The sequence below is a fragment of the Actinomadura keratinilytica genome (assembly GCF_039539665.1).
In the GTDB taxonomy this organism is placed as follows: Bacteria; Actinomycetota; Actinomycetes; order Streptosporangiales; family Streptosporangiaceae; genus Spirillospora; species Spirillospora keratinilytica.
This window is the reverse complement of record NZ_BAABDO010000131.1, coordinates 1-17243: the sequence shown is the minus strand read 5'-3', so window position 1 is coordinate 17243 and position 17243 is coordinate 1. Positions and strand designations below refer to the sequence as shown.

General features: G+C 73.7%; 15 protein-coding genes and 2 pseudogenes. 7 read left to right on the top strand and 10 right to left on the bottom strand.

From position 1 onward, the window contains the following. The first annotated feature begins 302 nt into the window (after positions 1 to 302). From ABD879_RS28025 to ABD879_RS28010, 4 genes are all read left to right on the top strand, one after another. On the top strand, positions 303 to 1628 hold the full coding sequence (locus ABD879_RS28025) for a PAS domain-containing protein (RefSeq protein ID WP_345024656.1): 1326 nt from the start codon (positions 303 to 305) through the stop codon (positions 1626 to 1628). A gap of 201 nt (positions 1629 to 1829) precedes the next feature. Next, positions 1830 to 2243 carry a DUF3592 domain-containing protein gene (locus ABD879_RS28020; RefSeq protein ID WP_345024655.1) on the top strand — a complete coding sequence of 138 codons (414 nt, stop codon included), beginning with the start codon at positions 1830 to 1832 and terminating at the stop codon, positions 2241 to 2243. A 524-nt stretch (positions 2244 to 2767) separates the two neighbouring features. Next, positions 2768 to 3703, top strand: a complete 936-nt coding sequence (locus tag ABD879_RS28015; RefSeq protein ID WP_345024654.1) for an NADP-dependent oxidoreductase — start codon at positions 2768 to 2770, stop codon at positions 3701 to 3703. A 210-nt stretch (positions 3704 to 3913) separates the two neighbouring features. Further along, positions 3914 to 4747, top strand: a complete 834-nt coding sequence (locus ABD879_RS28010; RefSeq protein ID WP_345024653.1) for a CPBP family intramembrane glutamic endopeptidase — start codon at positions 3914 to 3916, stop codon at positions 4745 to 4747. Positions 4748 to 4827: 80 nt separating this feature from the next. Here the strand turns inward: ABD879_RS28010 and ABD879_RS28005 are convergent, their stop codons facing one another. The 3 genes and pseudogenes from ABD879_RS28005 to ABD879_RS33040 form a co-directional block, all read right to left on the bottom strand. After that, a complete protein-coding gene (locus ABD879_RS28005) occupies positions 4828 to 5157 on the bottom strand; it encodes a WD40 repeat domain-containing protein (protein WP_345024652.1) in 330 nt (109 codons plus the stop codon). 216 nt (positions 5158 to 5373) lie between these two features. After that, positions 5374 to 5664: pseudogene (locus ABD879_RS33045) on the bottom strand (WD40 repeat domain-containing protein); the annotation flags it as partial. A 1549-nt stretch (positions 5665 to 7213) separates the two neighbouring features. Then, positions 7214 to 8563: pseudogene (locus ABD879_RS33040) on the bottom strand (serine/threonine-protein kinase); the annotation flags it as partial. A 75-nt stretch (positions 8564 to 8638) separates the two neighbouring features. On the opposite strand from ABD879_RS33040, the gene ABD879_RS27995 reads away from it, so the two are divergent. Then, positions 8639 to 9499 carry an NAD-dependent protein deacetylase gene (locus ABD879_RS27995; protein WP_345024649.1) on the top strand — a complete coding sequence of 287 codons (861 nt, stop codon included), beginning with the start codon at positions 8639 to 8641 and terminating at the stop codon, positions 9497 to 9499. A 72-nt stretch (positions 9500 to 9571) separates the two neighbouring features. Here ABD879_RS27995 and aroF read toward each other — a convergent pair whose 3' ends face one another. The 3 genes from aroF to ABD879_RS27980 form a co-directional block, all read right to left on the bottom strand. After that, entirely contained in the window at positions 9572 to 10612 is a 1041-nt protein-coding gene (gene aroF / locus ABD879_RS27990; RefSeq protein WP_345024648.1) for a 3-deoxy-7-phosphoheptulonate synthase, read from the bottom strand. A gap of 409 nt (positions 10613 to 11021) precedes the next feature. Further along, positions 11022 to 11393 carry a DoxX family protein gene (locus ABD879_RS27985; RefSeq protein ID WP_345024647.1) on the bottom strand — a complete coding sequence of 124 codons (372 nt, stop codon included), beginning with the start codon at positions 11391 to 11393 and terminating at the stop codon, positions 11022 to 11024. A 100-nt stretch (positions 11394 to 11493) separates the two neighbouring features. Next, entirely contained in the window at positions 11494 to 12426 is a 933-nt protein-coding gene (locus tag ABD879_RS27980; RefSeq protein WP_345024646.1) for a zinc-binding dehydrogenase, read from the bottom strand. A gap of 94 nt (positions 12427 to 12520) precedes the next feature. Between ABD879_RS27980 and ABD879_RS27975 the strand changes: the two genes are divergently transcribed. After that, complete coding sequence (locus ABD879_RS27975) at positions 12521 to 13081, top strand: TetR/AcrR family transcriptional regulator (RefSeq protein ID WP_345024645.1); 561 nt, start codon at positions 12521 to 12523, stop codon at positions 13079 to 13081. An 81-nt stretch (positions 13082 to 13162) separates the two neighbouring features. Here the strand turns inward: ABD879_RS27975 and ABD879_RS27970 are convergent, their stop codons facing one another. The 4 genes from ABD879_RS27970 to ABD879_RS27955 form a co-directional block, all read right to left on the bottom strand. Beyond that, positions 13163 to 14353: a Cmx/CmrA family chloramphenicol efflux MFS transporter gene (locus ABD879_RS27970; protein WP_345024644.1), complete on the bottom strand. Its 1191-nt coding sequence runs from the start codon at positions 14351 to 14353 to the stop codon at positions 13163 to 13165. Between the two features lie 460 nt (positions 14354 to 14813). Beyond that, complete coding sequence (locus ABD879_RS27965) at positions 14814 to 15233, bottom strand: cold-shock protein (RefSeq protein WP_345024643.1); 420 nt, start codon at positions 15231 to 15233, stop codon at positions 14814 to 14816. Positions 15234 to 15450: 217 nt separating this feature from the next. After that, positions 15451 to 15630: a hypothetical protein gene (locus ABD879_RS27960; protein ID WP_345024642.1), complete on the bottom strand. Its 180-nt coding sequence runs from the start codon at positions 15628 to 15630 to the stop codon at positions 15451 to 15453. Positions 15631 to 15728: 98 nt separating this feature from the next. Then, a complete protein-coding gene (locus tag ABD879_RS27955) occupies positions 15729 to 16187 on the bottom strand; it encodes a luciferase domain-containing protein (RefSeq protein ID WP_345024641.1) in 459 nt (152 codons plus the stop codon). Between the two features lie 260 nt (positions 16188 to 16447). On the opposite strand from ABD879_RS27955, the gene ABD879_RS27950 reads away from it, so the two are divergent. Continuing rightward, positions 16448 to 17243 (top strand): hypothetical protein (locus ABD879_RS27950; RefSeq protein ID WP_345024640.1); only part of this gene is annotated, 796 nt, incomplete at its 3' end.

Sequence of the window (17243 nt, the reverse complement as noted above, 5' to 3'; positions counted from 1 at the left end):
GAGCTGGGAGACCAAGGGCGTGGACCTGGACCGGGTCGGCTGATCCCCCGCCGGAACGGCTCCGGCGCCGCCGCAGGGCGGCGCCGGAGCCCGGCGCTCCGCGGATCCGGCACCGCAGCGGCGTACGTACCGGACCAGATTGGCGCATATCACACGTTTCCTGCTGGTTTCGGCAGAGTGAATCATCTACGTTTCGTCGTGGACTGTTGCGCCGCCACACGCGCCCGACGCGCCTGTGCCCGGTAGAGCGGAGACGAATGATGCAGGCCCATGCGTCACCTCATAGCGCCCGTGAGAAGACAGTGGCGACGGAGGATCTGTTCTTCTCCACCACCGACCGGCGCGGAGTGATCGGACAGTGCAACTCGGTGTTCGTCCGGATCTCCGGCTACTCGCGGGACGAGCTCGCCGGGATGCCGCACAACATCGTCCGCCACCCCGACATGCCCGGCGGCGCCTTCCGGTGGATCTGGGACACCCTGGCGTCCGGCCGCTCCGCGGCCGCCTACGTCAAGAACCGGGCCAAGGACGGCAGCTCCTACTGGGTGTTCGCGGTGATGAGCCCGGTCCGGGACGGCTACCTGTCGGTCCGCATGGCCCCGCGCGGCCCGCAGTTCGACCTGATCAGGCAGGTGTACGCGGAGGCGGTCCAGGCGGAGCGGGAGGCGGTGCGGACCCGCGGGCTGGGGCGCCGCGACGCCGCCGGGGCGGGGCTGGCCGCCATCGAGACGGCGCTGGCGCGGCACGGCTACGCCTCCCTCGACGCGTTCGCGCTCGACGCGCTGCCCACCGAGGTCTCCGCCCGCCGCCACCTGGTGACGACGGCCTTCGCCAGGCCCGCCGGCGGGGTGCTCGGCGAGATCCTGAGCGGCGCCGAAGCCCTGGACGAACTGCTCGGCGGGCTCGTCGACCGGCTGACCGCCTACCAGAGCCTGTGCGACCGGCTCGCCTCGACCTCCTCGACCGTGCTCGGCATCACCGAGCGGCTCGCCGGATCGGTGGACGCCGCCAGGCACGCGTCGGAACTGGTCGCCGACTCCGCGCCGACCCTGGCGAACGTCGCCCGCGTGATGGCCGCGCCGATGGGCGACGCCGTCACCGCGCTCTCCCGGCTCGGCGCCGGCCTCGGCCGGCTGCGCGCCGACGTGGCGGAGCTGCGGTTCCGGATCTCGCTGGCCACGGTCTACAACGACATGGTCGCCGCGTTCGCGGCCGAGGTCATCGACAACGCGGCGCCGCCCGACTCCCTGCACGCGGTGCCGCTGCTGTGCCACGCCGCGGAGTCCGGGTTGCTGGAGATGTCGGAGCAGGTCCGGCGGGTGAACGAGGAGCTGCGCGAGTCCGCGGACCTGGTCGCGGAGGCGGGCGGGCTGCTGGAGACGTTCCGCCGGTTCCTCGGCCAGTGGCGCAATCTGGTGTTCCGGTCCCGGTCCGACTCGTCGCTGCAGGCCGAACTCGCCACGATCGACGCCGAGATGTCCGCGAGCTGGGACTGGATGGACATGCTCCGCACGCTGGGCCGGGAGTACCGGTCCGCGGTCGTCCCGTTCGACGCCGGCCTGCTGGGCGCCCACCTGGACAAGATGCGCGGCGCGCTGAGCGCCTCCGCCCCCCTGTCCACCGGGTGACCGGCGTCCGCCGCGCCGCCCGTTGTGCGGGCGATCGGCGACGACTGGACCGACGTCCACCTTGTCCAGTTCACCTTGTCCAGTTCACCGCACGTCGGGCCCCCGCCGCCTCCGATCCATCAGGCCGAGACGCACCCCGAACCACAGGGCTCCTGGACGCGTCTCCCTCTTACAGGGGAACGTCACATGGGGTAGTTCGGCATGTCGGAAGAACTGCTTGTCTGCCTGATCGGCGGGCTGCTCGGCATCGGCTGCATAGCGGCCTACCTACGCGGCGTGGCGCGCGTGGTGAGCCTATGGCGACGCGGCATACGCACGTACGGCGTGGTGGTGGACCACCAGGTGTCCAATACCGACGCGGGAATAAGTTGGACGCCGATCATCGCCTTCGATGACCAGCACGGGAACCGGGTGACCTGCATGCCGTGCCTGCAGATGGACGAGCGGTACCCGCTGGGCCACGAAGTGCCGGTGGTGCATTCGGCGCGCAAGCCGCAGCTCATGCTCGTCAACACCACCTGGGACATGGTGCGGCCGCTGCTGCAGAACATGATCCTCCTGGTGGCCGGAGCGGGCTTCCTGGCCGGCGCGGTGGCCTTCTTCATCGTCGGGTGATTGCGGTGGCCGCGGAGAACCGGCTCAGACGGTTCCCCCGACGATCGACATCCTGTCTCCGGTCGTACTCGGATCAGGCGGCCTCCCGCTTTTCATCTGTTCCGGGCCGGCGGTGAGGCCGCCGCACGGCACACCACCGCCAGGTGCACCGGCCCTGGACGCCGGTGGCGGCGGATGGCGCCCCGCACCCCCGGACCGGCGCGGCGGCGAGCATCTGCCGGGCTGGGGCTGCCGGCACACCGCCCCCGCCCCGCCGTCAGGCGTGCGAGGGGGCCTGCGGTGGCGGGCGCCGATGCCGTCCCTCTGCCCCCCATGACCGGATTTGTCGTGTTGAGGCGGGGTACGGCGTGACTTAAGAGCTTTGTATTGCCGTGACGAATTCGGCCGTATATCTATTGCGCTCTAGAGCGGACGTTTCTGGAACGGACAAAGAGGCTCCGCACACCGCCCAAGCGGCGGCGTAGGCGCCGGACACATGTTCCGCAGTCGGCACGCTTCCCGGCAAAGTCGAAAGGAAACCGAACATGCAAGCGATCACCGTGCGAGATCGCGACGCCGGCGTCGGCGGGCTCGCCCTCACCGACATGCCCTACCCCCATGCGGCGGAGAACGACGTCGTCGTGCGCGTGCACGCCGCGGGCTTCACTCCTGGAGAGCTCGACTGGCCGAGCACGTGGTGCGATCGCGCGGGCCGCGACCGGACACCCAGCATTCCCGGGCACGAGCTGTCCGGAGTCGTGGTCGAACTCGGCTACGGGACCACCGGTCTCACCGAGGGCCAGCGGGTGTTCGGACTGGCCGACTGGGCCCGCAACGGATCCCTGGCCGAGTACACCGCGGTGGAGGCCCGCAACCTGGCTCCCCTCCCCGCCGACATCGACCACACCATGGCCGCCGCGCTGCCCGTCTCCGGGCTGACCGCATGGCAGGGACTGTTCGACCACGCCCGCCTCACGACCGGCCAGACCGTTCTCGTCCACGGCGCCGCGGGCGGTGTCGGCTCGATCGCCGTCCAGCTCGCGCGAGAGGCGGGCGCCCGGGTGATCGGCACCGGCCGGGCCGCGGACCGCGATGTCGTGCTCGGGCTCGGCGCGCAGGTCTTCATCGCTCTGGACGCCGGCGATCTGCGGCACGCCGGCGAGGTGGACGTGGTGTTCGACGTCATCGGCGGCGACGTCCTCGTGCGGTCGACGGAGCTGGTGCGCCCGGGCGGCACCCTCGTCTCCATCGCCATGCCGCCCACCGTGCGGCCCGAGGCCGGGCGAGCCGTCTTCTTCGTCGTCGAACCCGACCGCGCCCGGCTGACCGGCCTCGCCCGGCGGCTGCGGGCCGGACGGCTCAGCCCCATCGTCGGCGCCGTGCGGCCGCTCTCCGAAACGCCCTCCGCGTTCGCCCGCCACCGCCGCACGCCCGGAAAGACGATCATCCGGGTCGCCGACGGACAGGATCCCGTCCTGTAATGATCAAGTGGCCGGGTCGAAGGCATTGACGGGCGTCGCTCGGGCGGAGGAGCGGTCAGCGGACCATGGGCCACGTGCCGGTGTGGGGGCTGTCCCCCGTACGAGCTACAGGCAAATGTCCACCGGACGGTGACGATTCGAGGGCCCTCGACTCCATAGCGTTCCCTCCAGCCGCGGCACTCCGGTCGCGGAATCCGAGAGGGGATGCTCATGAGACTGGTCTGGCAGCTTCTGGCCGTCGTGGCGGTCGCGATGGCCGGCAGTCAGTGCGTCGCCGCCGTGGAGGGCAATGCGTGGCTTGAGCTGGCCCTCGGCCTTCTGACGGCCGTGCTCGCGCTGCTGGTCTACGGTTGGGTGGTGCGGCGGACCGAGCGCCGCGAGGTCGCGGAGGTGGCCCGCACGGGGGCGGCAGGCGCGCTGGGCGTCGGGACGCTGATCGGGGTCGCGCTGTTCGGGGCCGTCATCGCCAACATCGCCTTCCTCGGTCACTACACGGTCGACGGGTTGGGGTCGCCGACGGGCGCGGCGGGGTTGTTCGGCTTCATGGCGGCCGCCGCCGTGACCGAGGAGCTGATCTTCCGCGGCGTGCTGTTCCGGATCATCGAGGAGCGCATCGGCACGTGGCTGTCGTTGACGCTGACCGCTGTGCTGTTCGGCCTGTCGCACCTGGCCAACCCGCACGCCAGCCTGTGGGGCGCGATCGCCATCGCGATCGAGGCCGGCGGCATGCTCGCCGCCGCCTACGCCGCCACCCGCACCCTGTGGGTGCCGATCGGCGTGCACTTCGGCTGGAACTTCGCCGCGGGCGGCGTCTTCAGCACCGAGGTCTCCGGCAACGGCACCCCGCAGGGGCTGCTGGACGCCGCGACGTCCGGCCCGAAGCTGATCAGCGGCGGCGATTTCGGTCCGGAGGGCAGCGTCTACTCGATCCTGTTCTGCGTGCTGGCGACGGTCGTGTTCCTGTGGCTGGCCCGCCGGCGCGGCAACCTGGTGCCCCTCCGGCGCCGCACCGCCCCCGCCGCGGCCGCCGCGCCCTCCCGGTGACGCTCCGTGCCGCCGCCGGACCTGTGGCGTCGGGGTGAGCCCGCCACGGGTCCGGCCTTTTCCTTGTCACGGCGCAAGCGTCATTCCCGGCATATGTCTCGGTAGTCGATGCCGGACGGCACGTACTGGGCCCATTCGGCGCGGGTGAGGGTGCGCCCCGCGATGGCGCACGCGACGGACTCCGGTTTCGGGGGCATGGCGATGTTCCACCGCCGCACGGTCTCGCCGCTGTCGGCCGTGATCAGGGTGTCGCCGTCGGAGCTGAAGGCCAAGGCGACGACCTCGCCGCCGTGGCCGGTGAGCGGCGCGCCGATCTGGCTCTGGCCGGTGATGTCCCACAGCTTGGCCACTCCGTCGTCACCGCCCGTGGCGAGGGTGCCGACGTCGGAGCTGAAGGCCAGCGCGGTCACCTTGCCGGTGTGGCCGGTGAGCGGCGCGCCGATCTGGCGGCGTTCGCGGACGTCCCACAGCAGGGTCGCCCTGCCGGCGCCGATGGCGAGCGTGCGGTTGTCGGGGGCGAAGGCGAGCTTTTCGACCACGCTGGTGGGGGCTTCGATCGCAGGGCCGAGCGGTCGGCGGTCGGCGACGTTCCAGAGCCGGACGGTCCGGCCGATGCCGGCGGCCAGGGTTGTGCCGTCGGGGCTGAAGGCCAGGGCGGTCACCGGCGTGTCGGAGGAGAACAGCGCCCGTTCGGTGAGCGGCCTGCGGCTGCGCAGGTCCCACAGCCGCACCTTGCCGTCGACGGTCGAGTCGGCCGTCTCGGTCATCCAGCCTCCGCCGGTGGCCAGGATGCGCCCGTCCGGGCTGAGGGCCATGGCGTCGACGGCGCCCTGGTGGCCGACGCCCGGCTTGAACCACCGGCGGGCCGCCGAGTCCCAGACCCGGATCTCGCCGTAGAGGTTGCCGGCGGCGATCACGCGGCCGCCGTCGCCGGTGACGAGCAGGTCCGGGCGGTAGAAGTCCTCGGGTGCGGGGATGAGAGGGCGCGTCTGCTTCCCGGTGGCGACGTCCCAGGTCCGGTAGCCCGCCGGTCCCGCAGCCGACTCCAGGTGGTAGCTGACCAGGGTGCGCCGGTCCGGGCTGAGCGCCCGCGGGACGGGGGCGGCGGCGTCGGCCGACCGGGGTCGGTTCGGTGCGGAAAGGGGAGCGGTCGGGCTGGTGCACGGTGACGTCCCAGAGCCGCACCATCTTCGAGTCGTCGTCGATGGACGCGACGGTGCGCTCGCCGACGAACGCGGCGAAGCTCATCGACTCCTGGTTCTCCGGAGCGATGGAGCCGATGCGTATGACGCGCGCGGTCGCCCACGGCTCCGTGCCGATGAACACGATGCGGCCGTCCGGGCTGAACAGCTCCGCGCCGGCGGGCGCGCGCACGCGGTTTCCGAGCCGGCGGCCGGTCCGAGTGTCCCACAGGCTCACATAGACGTGCTCGGTGTCGTCTTCTTTGTACTCCTGCGCGGCCACGGTGCGGCCGTCCGGGCTGAGCGCCACGGCCTCGCCCGGCACGGGGAAGGGGCCGGTGCTCCGGCCGGTCGCCAGGTCCCAGACCTGCAGGACGAACGTCTCCTCCTCGGTCAGGCTGCTGGCGGCCACGGTGCCGGGGGCGAGGAGGACGTTGGTGTCGACGCCCCGCGGGTACTGCACGCGCGGGCCGCGCTGCTTCTGCGTCCGCACGTCCCAGACCGTGACGGCCGTGCCGTCGTCGACGGCCACACCGCCGCCGTCGGAGGTGAAGACCATCGCATAGGGCGAGGCCACGGGAACGGGACGCCCGAACGGCTGGAGCGAGGGCACGCGGTAGAGCTGCATCCTCCCCTGCACCGGGCGGCCGTCGCTCGACTCGACCGACGAGACGGCCAAGGTCTTGCCGTCCGGGCTCAGCGCCACCGACGCGGGGACGCTCTTTTGTCCTTTCGGCGAGAACAGCCGCGGCAGCCTGCCGATCTGGCGATGCGCCCGCACGTCCCACAGGGCGGTTCTGCCGTCGGTCTCACCGATCGCGAGGTAGCGTCCGGTGCGGTCGGCCGCGACGTCGTGGGCGCGGTACCCGGTCAGCACGCCGCGGGACGACCCGGTGACGATGTTCTGCAGCGCGGCGCGGCTTTCGGGCGTGCGGCGAATCCGGTACGCGGCGGCGGCCAGCAGGGCGGCCATGTCCGGGCGGGTGGCGCCGAACTGCCGGCTCTGCGCGGCCAGCTGCCGGGAGGCCGCGATGTCGCGCTGTCGGGCGGTGGCCTGCTGCGCCCGCACCGCCCATCCGGTGGCCGCCAGCGACAGCACCGTGGTCACCGCCAGCACGAGAGCGACGGCGCGGACGCGGCGGGAGCGGACGGCCTGGGCGCGGGTGCTGGCGTCCAGCAGGCCGCGTTCGAGCTGGTTGAGCACCGGGCGGCGGTCGGCGGCGGTGGCCCGGCGCACGGCCTCGTCCAGGTGCGCGCCGGTCAGCACGTCGCTGCGGCGGCGCCCGTGGTCGGCCCAGGTGCGCGCAGCCTGGCGGATGCGGTGGTGGACGGCCAGGTTCTCGCCTTCGTAGGCGACCCAGCTGCGCAGCCTCGGCCATGCCCGCAGCACCGCCGGGCGCGTCAGGACGATCTGCTCGTCCGGCCCCTGCCCGGTCACGGTCAGCAGCCGGGGGAAGGCCCCCACCACGCGCCGCAGCGCCTGCACCTCGGCGGGGTCCTGGCGGTCGAACAGCTCCGCGGCCGGCACCGGGCGGGTGGACACGGTGCCGTCCTCGCCGGGCACCAGGCAGCGCAGGAACACCTCCGGGACCAGCATCCGCTCCTGCGGTGGGAGGGAGACGTAGGCGTCCTCGGCGACCTTGCCCAGCGCCGGGTCGCCCGGCTCCCACCGCGAGTGCAGGCCCGCCTGCGCGGCGCCGGCGGCGACCAGGCCGTGCAGATCGCCGGTGCCCTCGCGGGGGTCCTCGGTGAGCGCCGCCAGGATCGCTCGCGCGGGCGGGCGGTCCAGCGGGTCCTTGGCCAGCGCCGCCGCCACCAGGGGACGCAGCCGCTCGGGCAGCATGCTCAGGTCGGGGTGGTGGGTGCGGATCCGGTGGGCGATCTCGGGCAGCGAACCGCCCGTGAAGGCGTGCTCGCCGGTGGCCGCGAAGACCATGATCGCGCCCCAGGCGAACACGTCGGCCTCGGCGTCGGCGCGCTGCCCGGCGTACACCTCCGGCGCCATGTACCGCAGCGTCCCGACGAACCCGCCGCCGGTGGCGGTGCCGGAGTCCAGCACCCGCGCGATCCCGAAGTCGATCAGCCGGGGGCCGTCGGGCCCCAGCATCACGTTGCCGGGTTTGAGGTCGCGGTGCACCACCTTGGCCTGGTGGATGGCGGTCAGCGCGGTGGCGATGCCGATGCCGAGCCGGTGCAGGTCGTCCCCGGCGAACCGGCGGCCCGGCCGTCCGTCGCCGCCGTCGACGGTGGCCTGCAGGCTCAGCCCGTCGATGTACTCGCTGACGATGTAGGGCCGCGGCGGCTCCAGGCGCACCCGCAGGATGCGGGCGGTGCAGAAGGACGCGACGCGCTGCGCGGCGCGCGCCTCGGCCGCCATCCGCGCCAGCTCGTCGGGCGCGTTCTGCGACGCGTGCAGCACCTTGATCGCCACCCTGGTCCCGTCGGGACCATAGGCGTCGTAGACGACGCCCTGCCCGCCCGCTCCCAGCCTGCCGGAGAGCCAGACTCGCCGATCCGTTCGGGATCGCCCGGCTGCAGCAGGTCTGACATCCCGTCGCCCTCCGTGTAAGCACCGCAGTGATACCCGGTCTCCACCTCTACGATGGCGGGGCCCGGAGCCGGGTTCGGGCCGCATTCCCCGTGGGCGAACAGCGGCCGGGGCCGGCGGGCGTCCGCACCGGCACGCCGCCTCGTCGTGCACCATGGAGGAATGACCCAGGCCGCTGCGCAAGAACGCGCACCCGCTCCGGACGTCTCCGGCCGCCTGGAGGTGCTGGCCGATTACGTCGCCGACGGCGACGTGGTGGTGCTGAGCGGGGCGGGGCTGTCCACCGAGTCCGGCATCCCGGACTACCGCGGGGAGACCGGGCGTCGGCGGCGGGCCACCCCGATGACGTACCAGACGTTCACCGGCAGCGCCGAGGCGCGGCAGCGGTACTGGGCGCGCAGCTTCCTGGGCTGGCGGCACCTCGCCGGGGCCCGGCCGAACGCCGGTCACCGCGCGGTCGCCGAGCTGCAGCGCCGGGGGCTGATCGCCGGGATCATCACTCAGAACGTCGACGGCCTGCACCAGGCCGCCGGGGCGCGCGACGTGATCGAGCTGCACGGCGGCCTGGACCGGGTGGTGTGCCTGCGGTGCGGCCGCCGCACGCCCCGGCGGCTGCTGGACGAGCGCCTGCTGGCGGCCAATCCGGGCTGGGACGCCCGGGTCGCCGCGATCAACCCCGACGGCGACGCCGTGCTGGCGGACGAGCAGATCCGCGCGTTCCGCGTGGTGGACTGCGCCGACTGCGGCGGCGTACTCAAGCCCGACGTGGTGTTCTTCGGCGAGAACGTGCCGCCGGCCCGGGTGCGCGAGTGCTACGAGCTGACCGAGCGGGCGGGGCTGCTGCTGGTGCTCGGCTCGTCGCTGGCGGTGATGTCCGGCCTGCGGTTCGTCCGCCGCGCCCACCGGCACGGCATCCCGGTGGCGATCGTCAACCAGGGGCCGACCCGGGGCGACGCCCACGCCTTCCTCACGCTGGACGCCCCGCTCGGCCCGACGCTGACCGCCCTGGCCGCCGCCCTCTGACGCCCCGCCGCCCGACCGGTCGCGGACGGGTGACGGGCCGGCCGCCCGTCCGGCCCGTCACCCGCGAGGCGGTCAGTCCCGGGTCGCCGTCAGGCCGGTGGCGGGGACGCGGCCCATCAGCACGCCCAGGCTCTCGGTCAGCTCGGCGACCTTCTCCACGTCGTCGCCGCAGAGCGCCTGGTCGCCGTCGCACAGGGCGATCGAGGGATCGGGGTGGACGTCGATGATGAGGCCGTCGGCGCCGGCGGCGACGGCCGCGCGGGCGAGCGGCAGGACCAGGTCGCGGCGCCCGCCCGAGTGCGACGGGTCGACGATGACGGGCAGGTGCGACAGCCGGTGCACGACCGGGACCGCGCTGATGTCGAGGGTGTTGCGGGTGGCCGTCTCGAAGGTGCGGATGCCGCGTTCGCACAGCACGATGTCGAGGTTGCCGCGCTGGGCGATGTACTCGGCGGCCATCAGCCACTCCTTGATGGTGGCGCTCATGCCGCGCTTGAGCAGGACCGGCCTGGGCGCCGCGCCCACCGCCCGCAGCAGCGAGAAGTTCTGCATGTTGCGGGTGCCGATCTGCAGCATGTCGGCGTATTCGGCGACCAGCTCGACGTCGTGGGCGTCGACCACCTCGGTCACCACCGGCAGGCCGGTCTCCGCGCGCACGTCCGCCAGGATCTTCAGGCCCTCCTCGCCGAGGCCCTGGAAGGCGTACGGGGAGGTGCGCGGCTTGTACGCGCCGCCGCGCAGCAGGCTCGCGCCCGCCGCCTTGGCCATCCGCGCCGCCTGCAGGGTCTGCTCGGGGGTCTCCACCGCGCACGGGCCCGCGATCACGGTCAGGAAGCCGGGGCCGATGGGCACGCCGCCGACCTCGATGACCGACCGTTCGGGGTGGTGCTCCCTGCTGACGAGCTTGTACTCGGCCGAGATGCGGACCACGTCGGCCACTCCGCGCCGGTTGCGCAGGCTCAGCATGCCGATCCGGGTGTGGTCGCCGACCACGCCGACGATGGTGCGGGAGACACCGCGGCTGACGAAGGCCTGCGCCCCCGCCGCCCGGACGATCTCGACCACCCGCTCCAGATCCGCCTCGGTGGCGTCGGGAGACATGACAACGACCATGGCGCCTGCTCCCTCCGCTCAGCCCCGGCCCGCCGGGGCGGCCGCCCGCAGGCGTTTCACCGCTCTTTCCATATCGCCGGCGAATAACTCACCGTGTTCGGCCGACCGAATAGGCATTGGGCACCTCCGTCATGACACCGTCTTCCGGTTCGGCCAACCCACTCTAACCGGCATAAGCCGCCGTTTCGTCCAACCGCGCATTGCCGCAGTTGGACACCGCCGAAGCCGGGTATCGCGCGAAAACGCGCGAACTCCCCGGACATTGCGCCGACCGGAAGGAGCGGCCGCCTCGCCTTTCCATCGGGGAAAGGCGCGAACGGCCGGTCGGCCGCGAATCCGGGGAGTCCTTCTCAGGCGGCGGGCGCCGGGGACGGCACAGGGGGCATCACGGGGGACGCCGCACGGGACGTCACAACTGATACGGCCCGAAACGGCCCCAGGCCACCATGACGGACATGATCAGAAGGACGGCGGTGAGGGCGACGCCCCGCGGTTCCCGGCGGCGGGCGTGGACGGTCGCCGCGGCCAGCATGATGACGGCGAGGCCGGTGGCCGCCAGCGGTGTCAGCACGGTGGCGACGCCCAGTGCACCCGGCAGGAGCAGGCCCGCGACGGCGGCCAGTTCGGCCGCCCCGGTCAACCGCAGGGTCGCGGGCGAGAAGTCCCGCACCGCGGGCAGGCGCCGGACGAGCTCGCCGCTCGACCGGAGGACCTTCATGGCACCGGCGCGCAGGAACACCGCGGCGAGCACGGCCTGCAGGTTCCACAGCAGGACGTTCATGCCGGACGGGGACGCGGTCGACGGGACGCGACGGACGGTGACACGGCAGGCGGTGACACGGCGGGCGGTGACACTGCGGACGGTGACACGGCGGGCGCGGTCATCGGACCGTCAGGACGAGCTTGCCGTCCACGCTCTGGCCGACGAGCCGTTCGGCGGCGTCGGCGATGTCGGTCCACGGCAGGACGTCGTCGATCGGCGGGCGCAGCCGGCCCTCGGCGACGAGTCCGGCGAGCCGCCTGAGCATCGGCGAGCAGTCCGCGGTCATGAAGTTGCCGAGCCACAGGCCCTGCAGGCGCGCGCCGGGCGTGCGGTAGAAGTCGACGGGGTCGAAGGCGGCGGGCCGGCCGCTTCCGTTGCCGAAGCTGACGCAGACGCCGTCCGGTGCCAGCGCGGCCAGGGCGGTGGCGAGGAAGTCGCCGCCGACACCGTCGAGGATCACGTCGTAGCGACCGGCCTGGCGCGCCTCGGCCATGGTGGTGAAGACGGTCGGCGCGGCGATGCCGTCCTCGCGCAGCCGCTTCGGCAGGTCGGGGCGGCGGCTGACGGCGAACACCCGCGCCCCGGCCAGGTCGGCCAGGCGGCAGGCGTACCGGCCCACGCCGCCGGCGGCACCGGTGATCAGCACGCGGCGCCCCAGCAGGGGCCCCGCCGACTGCAGGGAGGCCAGCGCGGTGACGGCGGCCACGGGCAGGGCCGCCGCCTCGGCGGCGCCGACGCCGTCGGGGATCTCGGCGATCATGGACGCGGAGGCGGTGACGTACTCGGCCCAGGAGCCCTGCGGAACGAACCCGTAGACCCGGGTGCCCGCGGGCGGCGTGCCGCCGTCGTCCGCGGCCCGCTCGACCACGCCGGCGAAGTCCCATCCGGGCACGTAGGCGTCGGTCGCCTCCATCGCCCGGCGGACCTCCCCCGCGTTCAGGGAGAACGCCTCGACCTTGATCAGGGCCTGGTCGGGCGCGGGTTCGGGCCGCGGCGCCTCGGACAGGCACAGGCGCGGGTTCGCCGCGGGGTTGGTGATGACGACGCGCATGGCGGCGCTCCGTTCTCGAACTGGTTTCGGTAACGACGGTTTCCGTTATAGCGCGGCAAAATACGGAAGTCAACGTTTCCGTTAAACTGGCCGGGTGACCGAGCACAAGCCCCGCGGCCGCCCCCGCGACCCCGCCGTCGACCAGGCGGTGCTGCGCGAGACGCTGGCCCTGCTCGACACCCGCGGCTACGACGGCCTGCGCGTCGCCGACGTCGCCCGCAACGCCGGGGTCGGCCTCGGCTCCCTGTACCGGCGCTGGCCGAACAAGTACGCCCTGGTGGTCGACGCGCTGCGGGCGGCGGCCGCGGCGCGCGCGGTGGAGCCCACCGACGACCCGGTGGCGGACCTGCTGACCGGACTGGTGAACCTGGCCGAGGGGCTCGGCCACCGCGGCGCGCCGCTGCTGGCGGTCCTGCTGACCGACCCCGGCTCCGAGCTGGCTGCCGCCGTCCGCGAGGCCAAGGTGGAGCCCGTCCGGGCGGCCACCCGCGAGCGCCTGCGCAGGGTGATCGGCCCGGTGCCCGACCTGCAGGCGCGGGCCGACGCGGGGCAGGCGCTGGTGCTGCTGCACCTGATGCTGCACGGCGTCCCGCCCGACGAGACGCGGATGCGCGAGGAGATCCTCCCCGTCATGATCGGCCGCCCGGCCGACTGAGCCCGCCGCCGCCCGCCCCGACCGGCGTGACACGGTCGCCTCGCCGAGGTGAGGCGGGCGGGGGCCGGGCGTGCTCGCCGCCTATTCCGCCGCGGCGGTGTCGGTCGGCGCAGTCGCCATCGTCCGCGGGCGCGGCCCCCGCGTCAGCGCGATGACACCGGTGAGCAGGGCGACCGCCGCCAGCAGCGCGCTGATCCACAGCGGCGAGCGGTAGCCCAGGCCCACATCCAGCGCGACGGCGCCGAGCGAGGGGCCGACCATGGCGCCCACGTTCAGGGCCGCCGTGGAGAAGCCGCCGGCCAGGGTCGGGGCCTCGGTCGCCGCGTACAGGGCCTGGGAGATCAACGTCGATCCGACGCCGAAGGACAGGGTTCCCTGCACGAACACGAGCAGCAGCGTCGCGGCCGGGCAGCTCGCCGACAGCGCGAACACGGCCCAGCCGGCGAGCAGGGCGACGCCGCCGTATCCCAGCAGCCACAGGGGACGGGTGTCGGCCAGCCGTCCCCCGGCGGTGACGCCCGCGAACGAGCCCAGGCCGAACAGCGCCAGCACCAGCGGCACCCACGTCTGCGCCAAGCCGGTGACGTTGGTGACCAGCGGCGCCAGATAGGTGAAGCCGCAGAACGTCGCCCCGTTCACCAGGGCGCCCAGGAGCAGGATCACCAGGAGCCGCGGGCTGCGCAGCGCGCGCAGTTCGCCGCGTACGCCCGGCGCCGCCGCGTCCGGTGCCCCGGCCGGCACCGATCGGACGATCGCGAAGACGGCCGGGACCGACAGCACGACCACCGCCCAGAACGCGGCGCGCCACCCCCACAGCTGGCCGAGCACGGCACCGCCGGGCACCCCCGCGACGCAGGCGAGGGTGACACCGGCGAGCAGGACGGCGGTGGCGCGGCCCTTGGCGTTCGGCGCGGCCATACCCGCCGCGGTCGCCACCGCGACCGCCAGGAAGCCGGCGTTCGCCAGCGCCCCGACGACGCGCGCGCCGAGCAGTACGGCGAAGTCGGCGGTGACCGCGCCGGCGACGTGGACGGCCATGAACACCAGGAGGAAGACCAGCAGCGCGCGCCGTCGGGGCCAGTGCATGCCCGCGGCGGCCATCAGCGGCGCTCCGATGATCATCCCCAGGGCGAACGCCGACGTCAGCGTCCCGGCGGTCCCGATGGAAACGCCCATGTCCCGGGCGATGTCCTCCACCAGGCCGGACAGCATGAACTCGGACGTGCCCTGGGCGAAGACCGCAAGGCCCAGGACGTAAATCGCGAATGGCACAGCGAACTCCGTCATCGCATCACGGAAACGGCGACGCGACGCCGCGCGCCATTCGGGGCGGTACGCGGTTTCGACGTCCGGCCCGCATCGCGCGGCCGCCGCGGAAGAACCCGCACAAGCCGCCGGAAGGGCGAGAGTACGGGTGGGAGACGGTCCTTACGGTGATCCGATGGCAAAGCTCGCAGGCCGCGGCGTCATCGGCCGCACGGCACAGTGCGACGGGACTGTCGGCGAGCCACCGGACGACCGGTGGCTAGAGTCTTGACGCCTCGGGACCGGACATGGGCGCCACCATAGCAACGCCCGGCGCGCGGACTCCACTCGCAGGCACACGGCATGGCCTTCGGCCGCCGGAACCGGCCCCCGGCGGCGAGGGCCGCGCCGTCGGGCCGCGCGCGGGCAGCAGGAAGCGGCCGGGCGCCCGCAGTCGTTCCGAGGGCCCGGCCGTGCGCGGAGGGGATCAGCCCTCCGCCCAGCCGTGCTTGACCGCCAGGTCGGTCATGACACGGCGCACCTGCAGGATCTGCTGTCCGGTCAGCGTGGCCGCACCGGCCAGCAGCGCCTCGGTGATCTCGTGCGTGATCTCGGCGATGGACAGCACGTCGCACACGTCGTCGTCCGCGTCGTGCTCGCGGGCCGCGCCGAACGGCGTGGGCACCCGGGCCGGCGCCGGGCGTTCGACGGTCTGCACGGCGAACGCCTTCAACCCCCGGTCGCCCTCGGTGACCTCGAAGGTCACCGCGGTGCCGGGTGTGAACAGGGCCTTGTCCTCAAGCAGCTCGTTGGCGTGGACGAAGACGTCCTCGCCGCCGCCGTCGGGCGCGATGAACCCGTAGCCGCGGGCGTCATCGAACCTGATGATCTTTCCAGACCTCGCCACTGAAACCTCCCACCAACAACACGTGGCCGCCGGGCGGCCGCTCACCGGCCGCCCGCGCCGCCGCCGGCCTGGCCGGCCGCTCCTCCAACGGGACGCCCGCCCGCCTCCAGCATGTCACCAGGAGGCCGACGGCGGGGTGGACAGGGCCGACGCGTCGCGGTCGCGGCGCGGAGAGCACGGGCTTGCCCGGGCCGTCCGGCCGGGAGGAATCAGGAGCTCAGAAGACGAATGCGAACAGGACGCCGCCGACGACGTGCCCGATGACGGTCACGGTCGCCAGCAGGATCAGCAGGACCTTGGCGGCGGGCTGGTCGAACTGGCTGCGCTTGTCCGTGCGCGGCGGCAGCTCCGCCTGACGCCGGGCGATGCGCTCCTCCAGTGGTTCCCTCCGGAACACCGCGTCCTCCATTGCCGCCCCGACAGTTGGTGCAAGCCTATTGCACGGTGTTCGCAGCGCTCAGGGGGCCCGGCCCGCCGGGCGCCCGGCCGCGGGCGTCAGGAGGCCGGGCGCGCGCCGTGCAGGACGAGCGCCGGGCGTCGCGGCCGCTGCGCGCGCCGGGCGGCGGAGGAGCACGCGTGGGGGCAGTCGGGGGACGTGCGGTGCAGCGGGCGGACGACGGGGTCGTCGTTGGCCTGGATGGCCAGGCTGACCAGGGACTCCAGCAGGAACAGGTCGCCGTCGACGTCGAGGTGCACCTGGACCCAGTCGCCGTCCGGGCACAGGTCCACGCGGCCGGAGGCGGCGAGGGTCGCGCTGAGGCGGTGGACGACCCGCCGGGTGAGGAACACCTCCGCCAGGTCCCGGTGGTGGAAGTGGACGATCTGCAGACCCCGCAGGGCCAGCGCGCGGCCGGGCGGGCAGTCGGCGCGGCATACCCTGAGCGGCCAGTTCCGGAATCGGGCCATCGCCAGATCGGCGTACGAAACGGAGCGGTGGCTGAGTCCTCGGCTCATGCCTTCAGCCTGGCGGACCGGCCGGCGGGATGGCCGATTCCCCCATGTCCTAGTGGGTTCCACGGGTTCCTGGTGGCTTCCGGGAATCCGCGGCGCCTCCGGGAAGCTTCCTGGACGGGACCGATATTCGTACGGAAGGGGACGAGAAGGCGAACATCAGGACAACTCCCTGATCCGTCCCCGGTCCGGACCGCATCATGGAAGGCCGCCCCGTGAGGGGCGCCTGGACGGGGACGCGGGAGACGGACGGAGCGCGGGCGTTGGACTCCTATCTCGACCGGAAGGCGGACTTCACCCGTGATCTGGTCGACCGCCTGGGCGGGGCCGACCCCGCCTCGCTGGCGCGGCGCACGGGGCTGCTGGAGGAGACGGTCCGGGCGGTGCTGGCCGGAGCCGGCGAGCTGCCGTCGTGGGAGGTCGTCAGCGCGTGCCTGGCCGCGGCGGGCGTCGAGGGCGGCGACGTGGCGGCGGTGCGCGAGCGGTGGGCGGCGGCCGAGCAGGCGATGTGGGAGGAGCGGGGCGACGACCTGCGCGCCGGGTTCGAGCGCAACCGCAACGGCAAGCCCGCCCGGCTCGTCGAGAGCCACCGGCCGAAGACCCCGTGGCGGCGGCTGGTCTCGCGGCACCCCGTGACGTTCGAACCGTGGGCCATGCCGACGTTCGGCGCCGCCCGCGAGCTGCCCGATCCGGCGGCGGCCGGCGACATCCGGGACTTCTACCGGCTGCTGGCGGGGCTGCGGGAGTGGGCGGGCTCGCCCCGCCAGTCGGAGATCGAGAAGCGGTCGTGGGGCACGCTTCCCGACGCCACGATCAGCGCGATGCTGCAGAAGGACCGCTGGCGCACCACCAGCGACCGGGAACGCGTCCGGGTCGGCTACTTCGCGATGGCGTGCGGGCTGCCCGAGGCGGAGGTGGCGCGCTGGGTCGGGGCATACGAGCGGCTCCGGCACGTCGCGCCGCCGGACGACCTGGCCCGCGCCCGCGCCGAGGCGGCCGACCTGCGGCGCCGGCTGGCCGCCGCCGACGCCGAGGCGCGGGACCTGCGGGCCCGCCCGG